The sequence below is a fragment of the Sphingopyxis indica genome, from assembly GCF_900188185.1.
Taxonomy (GTDB): Bacteria; Pseudomonadota; Alphaproteobacteria; order Sphingomonadales; family Sphingomonadaceae; genus Sphingopyxis; species Sphingopyxis indica.
The window spans coordinates 141766-160875 of record NZ_FZPA01000002.1 but is presented as its reverse complement, the minus strand read 5'-3'; the positions used below and the strand labels follow the sequence as shown (position 1 = coordinate 160875).

The 19110-nt window shown below is 66.5% G+C and carries 15 protein-coding genes; 7 read left to right on the top strand and 8 right to left on the bottom strand.

Going from position 1 to position 19110, the window contains the following annotated elements:
* Positions 1–13 precede the first annotated feature (13 nt).
* Together CHB69_RS05115 and CHB69_RS05110 are read right to left on the bottom strand one after the other, a co-directional pair.
* Positions 14–544, bottom strand: coding sequence for a DUF2271 domain-containing protein (locus tag CHB69_RS05115; protein WP_089214919.1), 531 nt, complete (start codon positions 542–544; stop codon positions 14–16).
* A gap of 10 nt (positions 545–554) precedes the next feature.
* The gene (locus CHB69_RS05110) at positions 555–1196 is read right to left on the bottom strand and encodes a PepSY-associated TM helix domain-containing protein (protein WP_089214918.1); all 642 of its coding nucleotides are present in this window, start codon (positions 1194–1196) and stop codon (positions 555–557) included.
* Positions 1197–1448: 252 nt separating this feature from the next.
* Between CHB69_RS05110 and CHB69_RS05105 the strand changes: the two genes are divergently transcribed.
* From CHB69_RS05105 to CHB69_RS05095, 3 genes are all read left to right on the top strand, one after another.
* Positions 1449–3785, top strand: coding sequence for a catecholate siderophore receptor Fiu (locus CHB69_RS05105; RefSeq protein WP_089215083.1), 2337 nt, complete (start codon positions 1449–1451; stop codon positions 3783–3785).
* A 74-nt stretch (positions 3786–3859) separates the two neighbouring features.
* Complete coding sequence (locus CHB69_RS05100) at positions 3860–4537, top strand: Fe2+-dependent dioxygenase (protein WP_089214917.1); 678 nt, start codon at positions 3860–3862, stop codon at positions 4535–4537.
* 28 nt (positions 4538–4565) lie between these two features.
* Entirely contained in the window at positions 4566–5252 is a 687-nt protein-coding gene (locus CHB69_RS05095; protein WP_245836540.1) for an energy transducer TonB, read from the top strand.
* Positions 5253–5258: 6 nt separating this feature from the next.
* Here the strand turns inward: CHB69_RS05095 and CHB69_RS05090 are convergent, their stop codons facing one another.
* Positions 5259–6299 carry a rod shape-determining protein gene (locus CHB69_RS05090; protein WP_089214915.1) on the bottom strand — a complete coding sequence of 347 codons (1041 nt, stop codon included), beginning with the start codon at positions 6297–6299 and terminating at the stop codon, positions 5259–5261.
* Positions 6300–6625: 326 nt separating this feature from the next.
* Here CHB69_RS05090 and CHB69_RS05085 point away from each other — a divergent pair, with 326 nt between their 5' ends.
* Positions 6626–9181 (top strand): TonB-dependent receptor, encoded by a 2556-nt coding sequence (locus CHB69_RS05085; RefSeq protein ID WP_170935442.1) that lies wholly within the window; start codon positions 6626–6628, stop codon positions 9179–9181.
* 112 nt (positions 9182–9293) lie between these two features.
* Here the strand turns inward: CHB69_RS05085 and CHB69_RS05080 are convergent, their stop codons facing one another.
* Positions 9294–12251 (bottom strand): TonB-dependent receptor, encoded by a 2958-nt coding sequence (locus CHB69_RS05080; RefSeq protein ID WP_089214914.1) that lies wholly within the window; start codon positions 12249–12251, stop codon positions 9294–9296.
* Between the two features lie 435 nt (positions 12252–12686).
* Here CHB69_RS05080 and folE point away from each other — a divergent pair, with 435 nt between their 5' ends.
* Positions 12687–13319: a GTP cyclohydrolase I FolE gene (gene folE / locus CHB69_RS05075; protein WP_170935441.1), complete on the top strand. Its 633-nt coding sequence runs from the start codon at positions 12687–12689 to the stop codon at positions 13317–13319.
* A gap of 93 nt (positions 13320–13412) precedes the next feature.
* On the opposite strand, the gene CHB69_RS05070 is transcribed toward folE, so the two are convergent.
* Genes CHB69_RS05070 through CHB69_RS05055 form a run of 4 tightly spaced genes read right to left on the bottom strand, consistent with a single transcriptional unit; the run spans position 13413 to position 16148 of the window.
* On the bottom strand, positions 13413–14201 hold the full coding sequence (locus CHB69_RS05070; RefSeq protein ID WP_089214913.1) for a hydrolase 1, exosortase A system-associated: 789 nt from the start codon (positions 14199–14201) through the stop codon (positions 13413–13415).
* Positions 14186–14860: an alpha/beta hydrolase family protein gene (locus CHB69_RS05065; RefSeq protein WP_089214912.1), complete on the bottom strand. Its 675-nt coding sequence runs from the start codon at positions 14858–14860 to the stop codon at positions 14186–14188. Before CHB69_RS05065 ends, CHB69_RS05070 begins: the two co-directional genes overlap by 16 nt.
* Positions 14861–14878: 18 nt before the next feature.
* On the bottom strand, positions 14879–15145 hold the full coding sequence (locus CHB69_RS05060; protein WP_089214911.1) for an acyl carrier protein: 267 nt from the start codon (positions 15143–15145) through the stop codon (positions 14879–14881).
* Between the two features lie 4 nt (positions 15146–15149).
* Positions 15150–16148: a GNAT family N-acetyltransferase gene (locus CHB69_RS05055; RefSeq protein WP_089214910.1), complete on the bottom strand. Its 999-nt coding sequence runs from the start codon at positions 16146–16148 to the stop codon at positions 15150–15152.
* A gap of 35 nt (positions 16149–16183) precedes the next feature.
* On the opposite strand from CHB69_RS05055, the gene CHB69_RS05050 reads away from it, so the two are divergent.
* Both CHB69_RS05050 and CHB69_RS05045 read left to right on the top strand, forming a co-directional pair.
* Positions 16184–17713 (top strand): acyl-CoA ligase (AMP-forming), exosortase A system-associated, encoded by a 1530-nt coding sequence (locus CHB69_RS05050; RefSeq protein WP_089214909.1) that lies wholly within the window; start codon positions 16184–16186, stop codon positions 17711–17713.
* Positions 17710–18939, top strand: coding sequence for a pyridoxal-dependent decarboxylase, exosortase A system-associated (locus CHB69_RS05045; RefSeq protein ID WP_089214908.1), 1230 nt, complete (start codon positions 17710–17712; stop codon positions 18937–18939). Before CHB69_RS05050 ends, CHB69_RS05045 begins: the two co-directional genes overlap by 4 nt.
* Positions 18940–19110 lie beyond the last annotated feature (171 nt).

Sequence of the window (19110 nt, the reverse complement as noted above, 5' to 3'; positions counted from 1 at the left end):
ACCCCTTCGTCGATCAGCGAAATGCTATGGAAATGGAACCGAGTTCGGTCTTCCCCACCGCCTTTCCGCCGACGCCGGGCGCCGCGGGCCAGGTGAAGGGGATGCGCAGCAAATCGCGGCCGCCGACCTCGCGCGCCGCCTCGACCACCAGCGTATAGGTGCCGGGCGCCGCCGCGCCGAGCTGCGCGCGCGAGAAGCTCAGCTTGTGCGTGCCGGGCGCGCGCGTCGCGCCGGTGATGCCGTCGGCGGGAAGGCGCATCGAACGGCCCGCGGCGCGCCACCACTGGCGAATGTCGCGCAGCCACTTGGTGCCCTCGTCGCCCTTCATGTCATGGTCGTACCAAAGCGCCACGGTCTTCGCCCTCGCACCGTCCTTCTCGACCCAGATCGCGACATAGGGGCGGTGATATTCGGCGACCTTCAGCCGCGGGATCGTCACGGTCACGTCCATCGTGCGCGGCGCCGCGGCGACGGCGGGCGCTGCGAGCAGCGCGCCGATGCCGGCGGCGCTGCCGGCGATGGCGATGGTGCGGGGGTTCGGCATAATATCCTCCCTAGTGGATGAAGAAGATCGCGAGCGCTGCGGGCAGGATCAGTCCGGCGCCGACGAGCGGCCAGGTGCTCTTGCGCTTCGCGGCATGGAGCTGGAGCAGCAGCAGCCCGGTGAGCGCGAAGATCAGGCAGGCGGCGGCAAAGACGTCGATGAACAGACTCCACACGCCGCCCGCATTGCGCCCTTTGTGCAGATCGTTGAGGTAGGAGATCCAGCCGCGGTCGGTGACCTCGCCCGTCGCCGCGCCGGTCGCGCGGTCGATCGCGACCCAGGCGTCGCCGCCGGGGCGCGGCGCGGCGAGATAGGCTTCGGCTTCGGACCATTCGGCATCGCCCGACGCGCGCACCGAAAAATTCTCCTCGACCCACGCCGCGACGGGGGAGGGCAGGGGTGCGGTGCCGCTCGCCGGCGCCGACGTCAGCGCCGCGACGAGCGCCGGCGGCATCTGCGCGCTCAGCTCGGACACCGCGGGCGCGCCCTCGATGTCGGCGGCGTGGTTGAGCGTGAAGCCCGTCACCGCGAACAGCAGCAATCCGACGAGGCTCAGCGCCGAACTCATCCAGTGCCACATATGCAATTGCTTCAGCCAAAAGGCTTTGGGGCTCTTGCGTGCTTTGGGCTGGATGATGCGGGGCTGGTGCATGGGTGTCCGGTCGATTTGGGTCGGGCGCCAGTATCGCGAATGATTCGCAAATACAACAATATTGTCGAAGAGGCTGCGATCCTTCTCGAAGGCGATGCGGGCTCGCCACCCGAAATCCGCAATTTTCCGTGCTCCGAGAAAGCCGGAAAGCTCGTTTCGCGACACAATGCGACAAATTCGCTTGCATTTATGAGAACGACTCGCAATAGCGCTCCGGCACTATTCGGGCATCAACCACAACAGGGGAAAATCATGTCATTCTTGCGTTTGCGCGACTCCATCTCGGCGGCGGCTCCGGCCTATCTGGCATTGAGCTGTTTCGGCCTCGCGGCGGCGCCCGCCGCGGCGCAGGATGGTGGAGAGCAAGCGAAACCGCCGATGCTCGGCGGCGTGACGGTCACCGACAGCGCGATCGACGAGGATGACTACAAGGTCGACCGTGCCTCCTCGCCCAAATTCACCCAGCCGCTGCGCGATACGCCGCAGACGATTCAGGTGATCGACAAGCAATTGTTCACCGAACAGGGCGCGACGACCTTGACCGAAGTGCTGCGCAACAGCCCCGGCGTCGGCACCTTCTATGCCGGCGAGAATGGCAATACGACGACCGGCGATTCGATCCGTATGCGCGGCTTCGACACGTCGAGCAGTATCTTCGTCGACGGGATCCGCGACCTGGGCTCGATTTCGCGCGACATCTTCAACACCGAGGCGGTCGAGGTCGAAAAGGGACCGGCGGGCACCGACAACGGCCGCACCGCGCCGACCGGCGCGATCAACATGGTGACCAAGCAGGCCATGCTGGAAACGGCGGTGTCGGGGATCGCCTCCTTCGGCGTCGACGGGCAGAAGCGCGTCACCGCCGACGTCAACCAGACGCTCGGCAGCGCGAGCAGCAACGCGCTTCGCCTCAACCTCCTGTGGCAGGACAGCGACGTTCCGGGCCGCGACCATGTCGAGGATCAGCGCCTCGGCATCGCGGCATCGCTCGGCCTCGGCCTCGACACCTCGACGCGCGCCTATGTGAACCTTCTCTATGTCTATCAGGACAATATCCCCGACGGCTATGTCCCGACGATCGGCCTGCCGGGCTGGGAACCGCAGCCGGGGCTCGAACAGCTCGCCGGCCATCCCGTCGCCTCGACCAATTTCTATGGCACCCGCGACGATCGCGACAATGTCAGCGCGGCAATGGCGACGCTGCGCGTCGAGCATGATTTTTCGGACAATGTGACGCTGTCGAACATCGCGCGCTGGGGGCAGACGAAGCAGGATTATCTGCTCACCGCCTTCATGTCGACGGGCGGCAGCGCCGACGATCCGATGGGCGGCAATATCAAATGGACCGATCCGAACGACCTGTCGACCTATACGATCGCGCGCAGCCTTCCGACGCTGAAGGACGTCACGAACCGCATCCTCACCGACCAGCTCAACCTGCGCGCCGATTTCGCGACCGGCGCGGTCGAGCATAATCTGAGCGCCGGGATCGAGATCACCAGCGAAAAGCAGGTGACCTATGGCCAGACGGCGTCGGGTGCGCGCCCGCCGGCGAACCTCTATAATCCCGACTGGACCGACGCAGGCACGCTCAGCGTCGCGCGCAACGGGGGCATTGCGAGGGGCAAGACCGATACCCAGTCCGTCTATCTCTTCGACACCGCGAAGTTCGCGGACGGCCTGTTCCTCGTTACCGGCGGTGTTCGCGTCGATCACTACAAGACGAGCTTTTTCAGCAGCACGCCGTGCGGTGGCACCGGACGCCGCGCCGTTCCGTGCGACGGCGCGCCCGAGGGGACGGTCGTCACGACCGCCGACCTCGACGACAAGGACACGCTGTTCAACTGGAAGCTCGGCGCGGTATTCAAGCCCGCCGAACCGGTCAGCCTCTATGTCAATTACGCGATCTCCCAGCAGCCGCCGGGCGGCGAGAATTTCACGCTGAGCAGCTCGGCGAGCAGCGCGAGCAACCCGAAGTTCGACCCGCAAAAGGCGAAGACGATCGAGGCGGGGATCAAATGGGACGCGCTCGGCGAGCGCCTCGCGCTCACCGCGGCAATCTTCCAGACCACGGTGACCAACGAGATCAACAGCGAGATTCTCGACGACGACGGCAATCCGACGCAGACGGGCAGGAAGCGCGTCAAGGGCATCGAATTGTCGGCGGTCGGGCGCATCACCGACGCCTGGTCGATCTCGGGCGGCTACAGCCATCTGAAGACGCGGGTCACCGAAGGCGCGCCGATCACCAGCGACGGGACGCCGAACCTGACCTATATCCCCGGCGATTCCTTTACCCTGTGGACCAATTACCGCTTCCCCTTCGGGCTCGAGCTTGCCGGCGGGGTGCGGCATAATGGCGGGCTGCACCGCGGCACCGACGGGGCGCAGGGCACGCCCGCCTTCACCGAGGGCTATACCGTGGTCGACGCGCTGCTCGGCTATGCGGTGACCGACAATCTGACGCTGCGGGTGAACGCCTATAATCTGTTCGACGAAGACTATGTCGCGGCGATCAACAAGAGCGGATATCGCTATGTTCCGGGGCAGCCGCAAACCTTTCTGTTCAGCGCCGATGTCCGTTTCTAGGGCACAGCGGCACCGGGGCCGGGCGGGGGGCGTGCCTCCCGCCTTCGCCATTTGGAGATGATGGGAACACCGGCATGTTGCTGCACATTCCGAACGTCCTGACCGCCGAAGAGGCGGCCGAATTCCGCCGCCGCCTCGACGCCGCCGACTGGACCGACGGGCGCGAGACGGTCGGGGCGCAGGGGGCGAAGGTCAAGCGCAACGAACAATTGCCCGACGCTTCGCCGGTCAAGGCCGAACTTGGCGCCGCGGTCCTCGCGGCGCTGAAGCGCAACCCGATGTTCTTTGCCGCGGCCCTGCCGAGCAGGATCTTGCCGCCGCGCTTCAACCGTTACGCGGGCGGCGGCGAATATGGTTTTCACGTCGATGGCGCGGTAATGCATCTAGCGGACGGGGAGCATCTGCGCTCGGACCTTTCCTGCACGCTCTTCCTCAACGACCCCGACGCATACGAGGGTGGGCGGCTGATCGTCAGCGACACCTATGGCGAACATGCGGTCGCGCTGCCCGCGGGCGACGCGATCCTCTATCCCGCCAGCAGCCTCCACCGCGTCGAGCCGGTGACCCGTGGCGCGCGGCTCGCCTCCTTTTTCTGGATACAGAGCCTCGTGCGCGACGCCGAGCTGCGGCGGATGCTGTTCGAACTCGACACTGCGATCCAGAAACTCACCCAAGACGGGGCCGACGACGATGCTGTCCTCCAACTTACCTGCGTCTATCACAATCTCCTCCGCCGCTGGTCGGAGACCTGACGAAGCGGCGAGGCGCCCGGCGGCGGAGGTGACGGAGCCGCGCAGCTTCGTCCGGCCCGCGGCCGCCATGCCGATCGGCCGCTATGGCGAGGATCGCCGGCCCAGTCTGCCCGCCGCGGCGCTCACTCTGCTCCTGTCGGGGCTGTTTCTCGCGGTGCTGGCGCAGACGGGCTATCGCCACAAGCAGGCCGAAGCCGCAGAACTCGCGGTCGTCAACCTGTCGGTCGCGCCTCCCCCCGCGCCGCCGCCGACCCCGCCCGCCAAAGCGGTGCCGCAGCCCGCCGCGCCCGTCACCGCGCCGCGCCCGCTGGTCGCGCTGCCCAACAGTAAGCCCGCTTTGCTCGCGCCGCCCGATTCCGCGCCGCCGCCGCCTGTCGCGGTGGCGGTCCCGCCCGCTCCCCCGGCGCCGCCCGCGCCGCCCGCCACGGTTCAGGCCGACGATCTCGGCACGCGGATGCTGTCGGGTGCGCCGCCGCGCTATCCGCGCGAAAGCCGGCGCCACCGCGAGCAGGGGACGGTCGTGCTCGCGCTGACGCTCGACCTCGACGGCACGGTGGAGACGATTTCGATCGCGCGGAGCAGCGGCTTCGACCGCCTCGACGACGCGGCGCTGCGCGCGGTGAGCAAGTGGCGCTGGGCGCCGACGATGCGCGGCGGTCAGGCGGTGCGCGTCAGGGGACTGGTCGAAATCCCCTTCGTGCTGCGCGAGGGCTGAGGCTTGTCAGGCGACGAGAAGGACGCCGCGATAGACGCGGTCCTCGAACGCCATGCCCGCGCCCATCGCGACGCAGATCAGCGCGTCCTCGGCGACGCGCACCGACAGGCCCGTCGCCTCGGCGATCGCCTGGTCCATGCGGCGCAGCAGCGCGCCGCCGCCGGTCAGGGTGATGCCCTCGTCGATGATGTCGGCCGCAAGCTCGGGGGGCGTCTGCTCGAGCGCCTGACGCACCGCGCCGATGATCTGCCCGACCGGCTCGGCGAGCGCGTCGGCGATCTCGGCTTCGGTCACCTCGACCTCCGACGGACGGCCGTTGACGAGGTCGCGGCCCTTTACGGTCATCACGATGCCCTTGCCCTGCGGCGCCACGGCGCAGCCGATCGCGAGCTTGACGCGTTCGGCGGTCATTTCGCCGATCATCATATTGTGCTTGCGGCGGATATGCGAGACGATCTGGTCGTCCATCTTGTCGCCGCCGATGCGGATCGACCCCGAATAGGCAACGCCGCCGAGCGACAGCACCGCGACTTCGGTCGTGCCGCCGCCGATGTCGATCACCATCGCGCCGCGCGGCTCGGTGACCGGCAGGCCGGCGCCGATCGCGGCGGCGAGCGGTTCCTCGATCAGTTGCACGCCGAGCGCGCCGGCGTTCGAGGCGGCGTCGCGGATCGCGCGGCGCTCGACCATCGTCGAACTCGACGGGACGCAGACGACGACATTGCTGCGGCGCCTGAGACGGCTCGACCCGCCGAGCGCTTTCTCGATGAAATGCTTGAGCATCTGCTCGGCGATCTCGATGTCGGCGATCACCCCGTCGCGCAAGGGGCGCAGCGCCTGGATGTTCGCGGGCGTCTTGCCCATCATCAGCTTGGCGTCGTTACCGACCACCTTGACGTGCCGCACCCCGTCGCGCGTTTCGAGCGCGATCACCGACGGCTCGTTGAGCACGATCCCCTTGCCGCGGACATAGATGACGGTGTTCACGGTGCCGAGGTCGATGGCGATGTCGTGCGCGCTGGACGCGAAACGGTCGAAAAAACTCATGGAAGGGGTTCGGGCTTTCAACTGGCGTGGGCGGGGGGAGGCCTCGCCCGGGCATGTTGGCTGGCGCCCCCGGCGTCAATTATCGCGCGAGCCAGACCGTTGGTTTCCTGCGTTCTACCGAGTTTCCGCGCGATTTCGGCGGCCGCGACGGTCCGGGGCGTGCCGCCGCATCGGTGGACTGTTGCCAATAGGCCACTTGCCTCAAGAAAATGCTGAGCTTGCTCAGCGTCTTCGTTGACGCCCCCGGCGGCCTCGTTACATCGGCCCGCTACCGGCGGAGTATCCCCTCCTCAGGCCATAGGGCCGGCTCCCCGGGATGGAGAGAGATGATGACCTTGCGCAACATTTTGTTGGGCGCCACGATGCTGTGCGCCGCAACCGCCCCCGCCTACGCCTTTGCCCAGGACAGCGCGCCCGCCGACGATGCGGCGGCACCCGCAGATAATTATGGCGGCGAGATCATCGTCACCGCCTCGAAGCGCTCGCAGACGCTGCAGGATACGCCCGTCGCGGTGTCGGTAGCCACGGCCGCGGACCTTGAAAATTCGGCGATTCGCGATCTGATCGACCTGCAATCGTCGGTGCCCAGCCTGCGCGTCAGCCAGCTCCAGTCGAGCGCCAACACCAATTTCGTCATCCGCGGCTTCGGCAACGGCGCGAACAATGCCGGCATCGAGCCGTCGGTCGGCGTGTTCATCGACGGCGTCTATCGTTCGCGCTCGGCCGCCCAGATCGGCGACCTGCCGAACGTCGAGCGCATCGAAGTGCTGCGCGGGCCGCAGTCGACCCTGTTCGGCAAGAATGCCTCGGCGGGCGTCATCAGCATCATCACGCAAAAGCCGCAGTTCGATTTCGGCGGCTCGATCGAGGCGAGCTACGGCAATTATGACGCGGTCGTCGTCAAGGGCGACATCACCGGCCCGATCAGCGATACCATCGCCTTCTCGCTCGGCGGCAATTTCAACCGCAACGACGGCTATGCGCGCGACCTCTATCTCGACACCGACGTCAACGACCGCAACCGCTGGGGCGTGCGCGGGCAGCTGCTCTTCGAACCGAGCGATGCGCTGTCGATCCGCCTGATCGGCGACTATGACAAGATCGACGAAAATTGCTGCATCGCGGGCAATGTCGTCGCGGGGCCGACGGTCGACATCACCGACTTCCTCGTCGGCGGGCCGAGCGTCGATCGCGAAAATCCCTTCTCCTATGACGTGTACAACAATTTCCTGTCGGAAAACCGGATCGAAAATTACGGCGGTTCGGCGCAGATCGACTATGATCTCGGCAATATGGCGCTGACCTCGATCACCGCCTATCGCGAGGTGCGTTCGTTCGCGAACCAGGATTCGGATTTCACCGCCGCCGACCTGATCGGCCGCAAGTCCGACGACGTCGCGATCGACACCTTCACGCAGGAAGTTCGTCTGGCGTCCGATTTCGACGGCCCGGTCAACTTCCTCGTCGGCGGCTATTATTTCAACGAAAAGATCGACCAGAAGAACCAGCTCTTCTTCGGCGACGATTTCCGCGACTATGGCAATGCGCTGATCCAAAAGGCGAGCGGCGGCGCGCTGGATGTCGCGACGCTCGAAGGGACGCTCGGCGCGCTCGAAGGCGATCCAACCAAATATCTCGGCACCTTCTTCCATGTCGGCGACGGGATGGACGAGGCGTACAAGCTCAAGAATACGAGCTGGTCGCTGTTCGGCACCGTCGATTTCGAAATCACCGACCGGCTGACCTTCACCGCGGGCGCCAACTACACGCAGGACCGCAAGCGTTTCTCGACCGACGTGGTGAGCACCGACACCTTCTCGGCGGTCGATCTCGATTCGCCGGCCTATACGCCGTTCCGTGAGGCGCTGCTGATCGGCGGCGGCGTCGATCCGGCGACCGCCGCCTATCTCGCGGCGAACCCGACGATCGTGCTGCCCGACGGCAGCAGCGCCAACCCGCTCGCAGGCCTCAAGGCGTTCCAGTTCCTGCCGCCGTTCCTCAACGTTCCGAACGCGGTCGAGCCGGGCAAGACGCATGACAACGACCTTTCGTGGAGCGCGCGCCTCGCCTACGAGCTCACCGACACGGTCAACGTCTATGCGACCTATGCGACGGGCTTCAAGGCAAGCTCGATCAACCTGTCGCGCGACAGCCGCCCGCTCGCATCCGACCTGCCGGCGATCGACGCCGCGGGCCTGACGACACCGAACCTCGCCGCGGGTTCGCGCTTTGCGGGGCCGGAGGAATCCGAAGTCTATGAAATCGGCCTGAAGGGTCAGTGGTCGGTCGCCGCCGCGAACGTCGCGGTGTTCAAACAGTCGATCAAGGGCTTCCAGTCGAATGTCTTCAACGGCACCGGCTTCGAGCTCGTCAATGCGGAAAGACAGTCGACCTGGGGCGTCGAGTTCGACGGATCGGTGCGGCCGGTTCGCGGGCTCAACCTGACGCTCGCGGTGACGTGGCTCGACCCGAAATACGACAGCTTCACCAACTCGTCGTTCGGCGATATTTCGGGCACCCAGCCCTCGACGATCCCCGAGCTGTCGGCCGCGATGGGCGCGACCTATACGCACGAGTTCGACGGCGGAAATCGCGCGATCTTCCACGTCGACTATCTCTACGAAAGCCCGACGCGCCTCGTTGACGGGTTGCAGGGCTTCCCCGACGGCTTCTCTGACCAGTTCAAGCGCGAAGTGAACCAGCTCAACGCATCGTTCACCTTTGCCTTGAACAACGGCCTCGAGCTCGGCGTGTGGGGCCGCAACCTCACCAACGCGCACTATCTGACGACGATCTTTCCCGCCGTCGCGCAGTCGGGCAGCGTCTCGGGCTACCCCAGCCAGCCGCGCACCTATGGCGTGACCGGCCGCTTCAAATTCTGATCGGCGCGCGCGGGGCGGCAGTCCGCTCCGCGCCTTCTCCCTTCGGACAAAAGAAAACCCCGGCCTCTCAATCGAGAGGCCGGGGTGTTTGTTTGGCGTTACGCCGGGTTCGTCAGAACTTCACCCCCGCCGCGATGCCATAGCGGCGCGGTTCGAGCGTGAAGATGTTGGTGTAGTTGCCCGACGACTGGTCGGTGACATAAAGGCCCGTGACGCTGTTCGAATCGAACAGATTCTGAACGAACCCCTTCACATACCAGCGGTCTTCGGCGCCGTTCAGCTGAATCTGGGCATTGACCTGGGCATAGCCTTTGATCTTGTTGACGTTGCCGTTGAAGATATTGCCATAGCTGTCGCCGGTATAGGCCAGGTCGAAGCGCGGGACGAGCGTCATGTCGCCGCCCAGATGCGCCGTATATTGCACACCGGCGCTGAACTTGTAGTTCGGCGCCTGCGGCAGCTTGTTGCCCTTGATGTTGACGGGAATGCCGGCCGAGTAAACCTCGATCCCATTAGGATCGAACAGTGCTCCGGCCGCATCGGCATAGCCCTGCAGCACCTGACATATGCTGAACGCGCCGGTCGACGCGATGCCGCCATCGGCCGGGAAGGCCGTCGTCGGTTGGAGCCCGGCGCCGCCTGACAGACCGGTAACATTGCCTGCGTTGATCTCGCTGTTCACGAAATTGACGAAGGCATTGCTGCCCGCTGCATTACCGGCAGTACCAGGCGCCACGGCGCAGTTAGCCGCATTGGTGATGTCCTTGATAATCACCGCATCGGATCGGCCGCCGCCGAAGTCGCGCGGATTGCTGAAGAAGGAGTCGCCCGAAACCTTGGTGTGCAGATAGCTGAAACCGAGGTTGATCAGCCAGTCGGGATCGGGGCGGACCATGCCTTCGACTTCGACGCCATAAATGTCGGCGTCGACATTGTCGTTGACCGAGGTGCGCGCGACGATGCGGCTGAGCTGAAGATCCTTATATTTGTAATAGAAGGCGGTCAGGTTCAGCTGAAGCTTGCCGTTGTCGAACGAATTTTTCGATCCGATTTCGAACGCATCCACCTGTTCGGGCTTGAAGGATTCGGGAACCGAGAAGATCGGCGACAGCGGCGGATTGATGCCCCCCGATTTATAGCCGCGCGAATAGGACGCATAGAGCAGATTGTCGGGCGAGAGCTTGAAGTCGAGCACCGCGCGGCCGGTCAGCTTGTTGAAGCTGACGTCGCGGCTCTGGAACAGCTGGTTGCCCGCGGTGCCCGGATCGGCGTCGTAGGTGACGACGAAGGGCGAATCGAACGCCGAACCGGTCTGCCCGAACGGCACCAGGAAGCTCGCCAGCGCCGTACGCGCCACGACGCTCTTCTCGTCATGGTTGTAGCGCAGGCCCAGGGTGAGTTTCAGCCGGTCGTTGAATTCATAATAGGTCTCGCCGAAGATGCCGTAGGACTTGATCTTCAGATCGTCGGTGTTGTTCCGATAGAAGGGCGAGCCGAGGAACGACGGCGGCAGCCCGTTGGCATAGGAATTGAACGCTCCGAGCACGCCCGACAGATAGTCGATCGGGAAGGCGTTCACATAATAGCTGTTCTCGGTGAGGTGATAATCGGCATAAATGCCGCCGAGCAGGAAGTTGAACGCGCCGTCGAAGTCGCTCGTCAGGATCGCTTCCGCCGACCAGCTGCTGTTATATTGGTCCGACCGGTCGAACTGCAGCGAATTGGGGCCGCAGATGCTGTTGCCGCCAAAGGAGCCGAGGCCGGTTTCCTCGGCCTGCGACGTGCAAAGGTCGCCCGTCGGGCCATCGGGGATCAGCGCCGCCGCGACCGGGGCGAGATAGTTGGAAAAGCCGGGGAGTATGCCGTCGAACGCCCCGTTCGCGCCGGCCTGCAGCGTCGCGAGGCCGGTTGCGTAGAGCGACCGGTCGGCAACATTGCTGTTATAGTCCTGCAGCGAGTTGAGCTTGACCTTCTGATACTGGCCCGAAACCTGTAGCGAGACCGGACCGAAATCATGCTCGATTTCGCCCTGCAGGATCAATTCGCTGGTGAAATATTGCGGCGTGAAGGCCGAATTGACGACGCGCGGGTCCGACGGGATCGTCGTATTGGCATAGACATCCGGCCCGTAAAGGCTGCCGAGCGCAAAGGCGGTGGGAATGCCCTGCGTCGCCAGGAATTCCTGCGACGTCAGCGCCGCGGTGAAGGTCGCATTGCCATTGAAAGGCGCATTGTCGCGGCGCGTGTTCAAGCAGCCGAGGATGCCGGTCGGGTCGCGCTGGCACTGCTGCTTCTGGATGCGCGTGCGGTTGTCCTTCTCGTGGAAATAGGACGCGAGGAAATCAATCGTCGTGTCGGGAGTCGGCTCCCAGCGGAAGGAGCCGCGAACCGAATAGAGGTCGCGGTCGTCGAACCGGTTCCCGAGGAACAGATTCTTCGTATAGCCGTCGCGGTTGAGATAGATGCCCGCGACGCGGATGCCCGCATTTTCGCCAAGGGGGATGTTGACCATCGCCTTGCCCTTGATCGAATTATAATTGCCATATTCACCCTCGGCTGCGGCCTCGAAGGCGCCGAGCTTGGGTTTGGCGGTGATGACGTTGACCACGCCCGAGGTCGCGTTGCGGCCGAACAGCGTGCCCTGCGGGCCGCGCAGCACTTCGACGCGCTCCAGGTCGAAGAATTCGGTCTCGAACAGGCGGGTCGAAAACAGCGGGTCGCCATTGAGGTGGATCGCGGTCGCGCTGTCGCAGGTCGTGCCGACGCACAGGTCGCCGATACCGCGGATCGTGAAGCTCGCGCCGGTGAAGTTGGTCTTGGTGAAGGTGACGTTCGGCAGGGTCAGCTGCAGGTCGGACGGGGTCTTGATCTGCTGCGCCTCGAGCGCTTCGGACGAAAAGGCGCTGACCGCGATCGGCACATCCTGAAGCCGTTCCGACTGGCGCTGCGCGGTGACGACGATCTCGCCGCCGAAGGCATCCCGTTGCGGGGCGCCCTCGTCCTGCGCGAAAGCCGGCGTCGCCACCGCCACCGCCAGAATCGACGAACCGATCAATGCGTTGAACTTCATTTATACCTCCCTTTTTCAGCCCCGCGAATGCGCGGCCGCCCAAATGATCAATTTGTGGTCAGGGGAGGGGCTTCGACCAGACATGGCAAAGGGCACCGGGCCTGGTCGGCCGAGCGCCACGGGTAATCCCTCTCGCCAGCGGTGCTGGTCATCGTCCTCTCCCACCGGCGTCGGGGAATACGCCGGCCTCTCCGGATTACGGCCCGCTTCGGCGAGCTCTGTAAGGGCATAAAGTTGCGCCGAGTTGACGAAAGCGTCAAGTCACTTGTTTCGAAAGCTAAGGCTGCGAAAGTCGCGCAACTCCTAGGGATAAAAAAGGTCCGATTCCGCAACGTCAACTTGGCCCGGGCATTGACTTTCTTGCCGGCCGAGGGTTGCGCATCGCCCTCGCGTGCCCGAAATGTGCGGCATGATGGCAACAGTGAAAGCGGGGATATGACGCAGGCAAAGGGCACGCCGGGGGACGGCGATCTGGTGGACGATCGCTACGACGCGGACGGCAAGCTCGTCGTGCCCGCGCACGTCGCCGACGCGGTCCGGACGCTGATCGAATGGGCCGGCGACGACCCCGCGCGCGAAGGGCTGCGCGACACCCCCAAGCGCGTCGCGCGGGCGTGGAAGGAATATTGCCAGGGCTATTCCGAAGATCCCTCGGTGCATCTGTCGCGCACCTTCGAGGAGGTCGGCGGCTATGACGAGATCGTGCTGCTGCGCGACATCCCGTTCCAGTCGCATTGCGAACATCATATGGCGCCGATCACGGGCAAGGCCTCGATCGCCTATCTGCCCAGGGATCGCGTCGTCGGCATTTCGAAGCTGGCGCGCGTCCTGAACGGCTATGCGCGCAGGTTGCAGGTGCAGGAACGGCTGACCGCCGAGGTTGCACGGTGCATCTGGGACAATCTCCAGCCGCAGGGCGTCGCGGTGGTGATCGACGCGCAGCACGGCTGCATGACCGGCCGCGGCGTCCGCACCCCCGGCGTCGGCATGGTGACCAGCCGCCTGCTCGGCTGCTTCCTCGACGACGAGCGCAGCCGCAAGGAAGTGCTGAGCCTGATGGGCTATTGACCGGCGGGTTTCGGGCGGGGAACTGCCTTCGCGGGGCGACCTGTCCCTCAATAGCCGCTCTCCACCCAAAGCCGCCGATGGCCCGTCCGGTGGCTATCTCAGCCTTTTAACGATCTGCATGGCCAGCCAGTCCGCATCGTCGCCCGCGAAGCTGTGCGAGGGGCTTGCAAGCCGTTCGACCGGGATCGTGCCGCAGTGGCAGGCCTCCGCAAAGGCCTGCGCGGTCCGGTCGCCGGTCGCGAGCAGGATGGTCGCGGGGAGTGACAGCGACGCCATCGCGGCGTTGAGCCGCGCGGCCAGACTCTCGACCGCGAGGGGCGTCCTGCGCTTGCCGAGCGCCGAGAGGCCCTGCGCGAGTTTCCGGATGTCCACGTCGCCCCGCAGCAACCGCAGCAGGCTGGCGGGATCCTTGAGCCGCGACCAATAGCGCGCGCGGATCGCGGCGGCCGGGGGCAGGGCGGGTTCGTCGGCGTCTTGTTCGTCGCCCTCATAGGTCCAGGGGTTGGCGAGGACCAGCGCGTCGAGCGGGAGCGGCTGGTGGAGCAAGAGCGCGCTCGCGGCGTCGCAATTGCCGAAAGCGACGATGCGCGTCAGCTGTGGCGCCGCCGCGCGAAAGGCGGCGATCGCGGCGGCGATGTCGGGGCCGCTTGCCTCGAAGCCGCGATTCTCGCCCTCGCTGTCGCCGATGCCGCGACGGTCGAAGCGGAAGACCGGATGGCCCGCCGCCGCGATCCGCTGCGCGAGCATCGCCATGCTGCGGTGTGCGCCGCTGCGAATCTCGTTGCCGCCCGAGACGATGAGGAGCCCCGTCGTGCCTGGCGCGTCATCGAGCGTCGCCCCGAGCGCGGCGCCTTCGCAGGCAAAGCTCAGATGACGCCGCATGACCGGCTCCACAGGGCGAGATCGGCGGCGATCGCGCGCGCCATCGCGGCGTCCTCGCCGGGCTCGGCGCGCAGCCACAGCGGGGTGCCGGCGATCTGCCCCTCGCCGCCGCCGGGCGTAACGGTGCGCAAAGGCTCGACCGCCTGCACTTCGGCCGCGCCAAGCTGGGCAACCATCGCGGGCGACAGGCGGTTGCCCGCGAGCAGCAGGGCTTCGCTCGCCGCCGCCGTCTGCAAACCCTCGATCGACGAGGCGATCCCCGCCTCGCGGTCGGCCGACACGCGGGCGCGCAGCAGCGTGCGGAGCAGCGAGGCGCCGCTTGCCGGAGCGAGGCGCCACCATGCATCGGCCGCGGCGCCGTGATCGATCAGGCAACCGCCGCGCAGCGAGGCGACGATCAGCGGACCATCGACATCGCGTGCGATCTCGGCGAGGGCGCTTCGCCAGCGCTCGAGATCGGCCTCTATGAGCGGAACGAGGCTCTCATTTTGCCCCGGCAGGTCGGGCAGCAGCGCGGCGAACCCTTGCGCCGCGAGCGCGCGCATCGCGAGCACCAGCGTGCGCCGCGTGCGGTTCGCTTCCTCGAACAGCGGGGGCACGAAAAGGACGGTGGTGCGCGGCGCTCCTGCGGGGGAGAGGCGAAAGAGCTGTTCGTCCATGCGCCCCCGCTTCCCGCCTCAGCCGCGAACTTTCCGCTCGGCGAAGTCGAGAAGATTGCCATAGGTTTCAAATATTTCGCCGTCGACCTCGTCATCGTCGATCAGGATGCCCAGCCGGTCTTCCATTTCGGTCAGCACGGTCGCGACCGCCATCGAATCGAATTCGGGCAGTTCGCCGAACAGGCCGCTGTCGGCGGTCAGCGCGGCAGCGCGGTCCTCGCCCAGCCCCAGAACATCGGCGAGCAGCGCGCGGAGATTGGCATCGACGGTATCGGTCACACTCATGTCCTCACTCGCGCCCGAGTGCCGAGCGCGCAAAAGCCTTCAACGCGGGTCCCCATGCCGCGATGCGCGCCGGATTGAAAGCCTCGATCTGCCACAGCGGTTCGTGCCGGTTCATCCAGTCGCGCTTGTAGCCGTCGTTGCCGGTGCCGAAATCGACGCGCCGGACGCCGTCGACCTCGATCACATGGCGGAACAGTACGGCCGACAGCAAGGTGCCCGGCGAGGCTTTCAGGCTGTCCTCGACATGCGCGAGCTTGTGGATGAAGGCGGTGTCGTCTTCGACCGTCCAGAACTGCGCGGCGACGGGGTCGCCCGCAATCCGCGCCAGCCCCATGCGAAAGGTGCCGCGCGCGCTTTCGGCCTCGGCAAAGGCGCGAAGCAGCGCGGGGTCGCCCTCTTCGGGCTTCCAGCTCGCGGCGTAGATGCGTTCATAGGCGGCCCATGCGCCAGCGTCGAATTCGGTGCGCAGTTCGATGGCGACAACGCCCTTCTTCGCCTTGCGCTTCACCGTATTCCTGAGCGCGCCGGGGCGGCTGTCCCACCACCCTTCATGGTCCATGCCGCCAAGGTCGAGCCAGTGGCGGTCGCCCTTGGGTGCGGCGTTCACCCACCAGCCCGCGGAGCGGAGCGCGGCCGCGACCCCGCCTTGCTCGGCGTCGGGGACCGGATAGAGCGTCAAGCGCGCCGCGCGCCTGCGCAGCCGGCGAAACAGGTCGGCGAGCGCCGCCGGGCGTTCGTCTTCGCCGGTGTAGAGCGGCCGGATCGCGAAGCTGTACCAATTGGCGAGGCCCGAATAATGGCCGGCCCGCTCGCGGCGCAGCGGCAGCCACGCGGCCGTTTCGCCCGCGCTTCCGCTGGCGTCCTCGCGGCCTTCGCCTGCAAAGCCGTGCGCGGTCAGCAGGTCGAACCATTGCGCGCGGTCGAAGGGCGAAGCGAAGCCCGTGCCGCGTGCTGCGGCGGGCAGCACGGCATCATTAGCGCGATCTTCACCGTTCCCTTGCATCGTGCGGCCCTCTATCACCACTCTCCTAACAGCCGATGACCGAACCGCTAAGCCCTCCGTCGTACCCGATCGACCATCTCGCCCGCCGCGGCGCGGCGAACGCGCCTGCGCTGCTCATCGGCGACAGGATCACGAGCTTTGCCGAGCTCGACGCGGGCGTCGGCCGGTTGGCGTCGTGGCTGCTCGAACAGGCGGGCGGGCCGGGTGAGCGCGTCGCGAGCTGGAGCGCGAAAACGCGGACCGCCTGCCTGATGCCGCTCGCGGCGGCGCGCGCGGGGCTGATCCATGTGCCGGTCAACCCGCTGCTCAAGGCGCCGCAGGCCGCGCATATCCTGGCCGACAGCGGCGCCCGATTGATTGTCACCAACGCAGCGCGTGCCGACTCTCTCGGCGAGGGGAGACCCGAAAGCTGCGTGGTGCAGGATCTGAAGATTGCCGAAGAAGTCATTGATTCAGGCGGCGAAGGCCTTCCGCCGTCGCTCGCCCAGCCGGACGATCTGGCGGCGATCCTTTACACCAGCGGCTCGACGGGGCGGCCGAAGGGCGTGATGCTCAGCCATGCGAATCTATGGCTCGGGGCCGAGAGCGTCGCCTCCTATCTGAAACTCATCTCCGACGACCGGGTGCTCGCGGTGCTGCCCTTGAGTTTCGATTATGGCCAGAATCAGCTGCTTTCGACCTGGTATGCCGGGGGTGCGGTCGCGCCGCTCGACTATCTGACGCCGCGCGATGTGGTGAAGGCGGTCGCGCGGCACCGCGCGACGACGCTCGCGGGCGTCCCGCCGCTCTGGGTCCAGCTCGTCGAAAGCGACTGGCCCGCCGAGATCGCGGCGCTGCTCAAGCGGCTGACCAACAGCGGCGGCGCGCTGACGCCGTCGCTGATCGACGCGCTGCGCGCGACCTTTCCCGAAGCGGCCATCTACCCGATGTACGGGCTCACCGAAGCCTTTCGTTCGACATTCCTCGATCCGGCGCTGGTCGCCGATCATCCGGCCTCGATGGGCCGTGCGATCCCGCACGCCGAGATTCTGGTGTGCCGCCCCGACGGAACCATTACCGCGGACGACGAGCCGGGCGAGCTCGTCCATTGCGGCCCGCTCGTCGCGCAAGGCTATTGGCGTGATGCCGAACGCACGGCCGAGCGCTTCCGGCCGGCGCCGCCCGCTTCGGCCTATGGCGGCACTGCGGTGTGGTCGGGCGACACGGTGCGGCGCGACGCCGAGGGGCTGCTGTATTTCGTCGGACGCGACGATGCGATGATCAAGACGGCGGGCAATCGGGTGAGCCCGACCGAGATTGAGGAGGCGGCAACGGCATCGGGGCTGGTCTATGAAGCCGTCGCCTTCGGCGTCCCCGACGCGCGGCTCGGCGCGGCGATCGTGCTGATCGTGCGCGGCAAGGGCGCCGCGGACCGCGAGGCGCTGGCGGCGCATCTGAGGCAGAGCCTGCCCAATTTCATGCAGCCCAAGCTCATCGAATGGCGCGACGCGCTGCCACGCAATCCGAACGGCAAGCTCGACCGCGTCGCGATCGCGGCCGATTGGCAGGCGGAGGTGACCGCGTGAAGCCGCACGGCCCGATCCCGCCCGGCTTTTCGGCCGACCCCGACGGCATGTTGCTGATCGGCGGCGCGCGCGCCGACCAACTCGCCGAGCGGGCAGGGGATACGCCGCTCTTCGTCTACGACCGTGCGATGCTGACCGCGCGTGCCGCCGAATGGCGCGCCGCGATGCCCGAGGGGGTGCTGCTCCATTATGCGATGAAGGCGAACCCCTTTGCCCCGCTGCTCGCGCATATGGCGGGTATCGTCGACGGGTTCGACGTTGCATCGGGGGGCGAACTCGCGGCGGCGCTGGCGAGCGGCATGGCGGCCGGGCACATCAGCTTCGCGGGGCCGGGCAAGCGCGACCGCGAGCTGGAGGCGGCGATTTCCGCGGGCGCGACGCTCAACCTCGAATCGGCGGGCGAGGCCGAACGGGCGCTCGCCATCGGCGCGCGGCTCGGGATCGCGCCGCGGCTCGCGGTGCGCGTCAATCCCGACTTCGACCTCAAGGGGTCGGGGATGAAGATGGGCGGCGGCGCCAAGCCTTTCGGGGTCGATGCCGAGGCGGTGCCGGGGCTCGTCAGGCGCCTGATCGACGCGGGCGCCGACTGGCAGGGCTTTCACATTTTCGCCGGATCGCAGGCGCTCGACGCCGACGCGATCGCCGATACGCAGGCGCAGACCGTCGCGCTCGCGGCGCGCCTCGCAAATGCGGTCGGCGCGCCGCCGCCGCTCGTCAATCTGGGCGGCGGCATGGGGGTTCCCTATTTTCCGGGCGATACGGCGGTCGATGCAGCGCGGGTCGGGGCAAGGCTCGCCGAAACGCTCGCCGCGCGCGATCCGGTGCTGGGGCCGAGCCGCTTTGCGATGGAACTCGGCCGCTGGCTCGTCGCCGAGGCGGGGGTCTATCTGACGCGGATTATCGACCGGAAGACCAGCCATGGCGAGACCTTCCTCGTCACCGACGGCGGGCTCCACCACCAGCTCGCCGCGAGCGGCAATTTTGGCACCGTCATTCGCCGCAACTATCCGATTGCGATCGCCAATGCCTTCGGCGCCGATCCGGTCGAAAGCGTATCGGTGGTCGGCTGTCTCTGCACCCCGCTCGACCGGCTCGGCGATCAGGTCGCGCTGCCGCGCGCCGAAGTGGGCGATCTCGTCGCCATTTTCCAGGCCGGGGCCTATGGCGCATCGGCGAGCCCGTCGGCCTTTCTGGGGCAGGGTCCGGCGCGCGAAATGCTTGTTTGAACCAGCCGCGTTCCGTTTCATAACGGGACAGGTTGCGGCGGGCTGAGGTTTGAACATAACCCAATACTAACGGTATGTTCACCCTTTCCGAGCATGGCTGAGCCCGACGCAATGGCTGTCGCCACGGGCTTCCGCGCCGGGGCGGCCTCACCCCGGCCGGTCGAAAGGTAA

Coding starts and splice junctions, on each gene's coding strand:
- CHB69_RS05115 (WP_089214919.1), bottom strand. CDS start 544: ATGCCGAACCCCCGCACCATCGCCATCGCCGGCAGCGCCGCCGGCATC.
- CHB69_RS05110 (WP_089214918.1), bottom strand. CDS start 1,196: ATGCACCAGCCCCGCATCATCCAGCCCAAAGCACGCAAGAGCCCCAAA.
- CHB69_RS05105 (WP_089215083.1), top strand. CDS start 1,449: ATGTCATTCTTGCGTTTGCGCGACTCCATCTCGGCGGCGGCTCCGGCC.
- CHB69_RS05100 (WP_089214917.1), top strand. CDS start 3,860: ATGTTGCTGCACATTCCGAACGTCCTGACCGCCGAAGAGGCGGCCGAA.
- CHB69_RS05090 (WP_089214915.1), bottom strand. CDS start 6,299: ATGAGTTTTTTCGACCGTTTCGCGTCCAGCGCGCACGACATCGCCATC.
- CHB69_RS05085 (WP_170935442.1), top strand. CDS start 6,626: ATGATGACCTTGCGCAACATTTTGTTGGGCGCCACGATGCTGTGCGCC.
- CHB69_RS05080 (WP_089214914.1), bottom strand. CDS start 12,251: ATGAAGTTCAACGCATTGATCGGTTCGTCGATTCTGGCGGTGGCGGTG.
- folE (WP_170935441.1), top strand. CDS start 12,687: ATGACGCAGGCAAAGGGCACGCCGGGGGACGGCGATCTGGTGGACGAT.
- CHB69_RS05070 (WP_089214913.1), bottom strand. CDS start 14,201: ATGCGGCGTCATCTGAGCTTTGCCTGCGAAGGCGCCGCGCTCGGGGCG.
- CHB69_RS05065 (WP_089214912.1), bottom strand. CDS start 14,860: ATGGACGAACAGCTCTTTCGCCTCTCCCCCGCAGGAGCGCCGCGCACC.
- CHB69_RS05060 (WP_089214911.1), bottom strand. CDS start 15,145: ATGAGTGTGACCGATACCGTCGATGCCAATCTCCGCGCGCTGCTCGCC.
- CHB69_RS05055 (WP_089214910.1), bottom strand. CDS start 16,148: ATGCAAGGGAACGGTGAAGATCGCGCTAATGATGCCGTGCTGCCCGCC.
- CHB69_RS05050 (WP_089214909.1), top strand. CDS start 16,184: ATGACCGAACCGCTAAGCCCTCCGTCGTACCCGATCGACCATCTCGCC.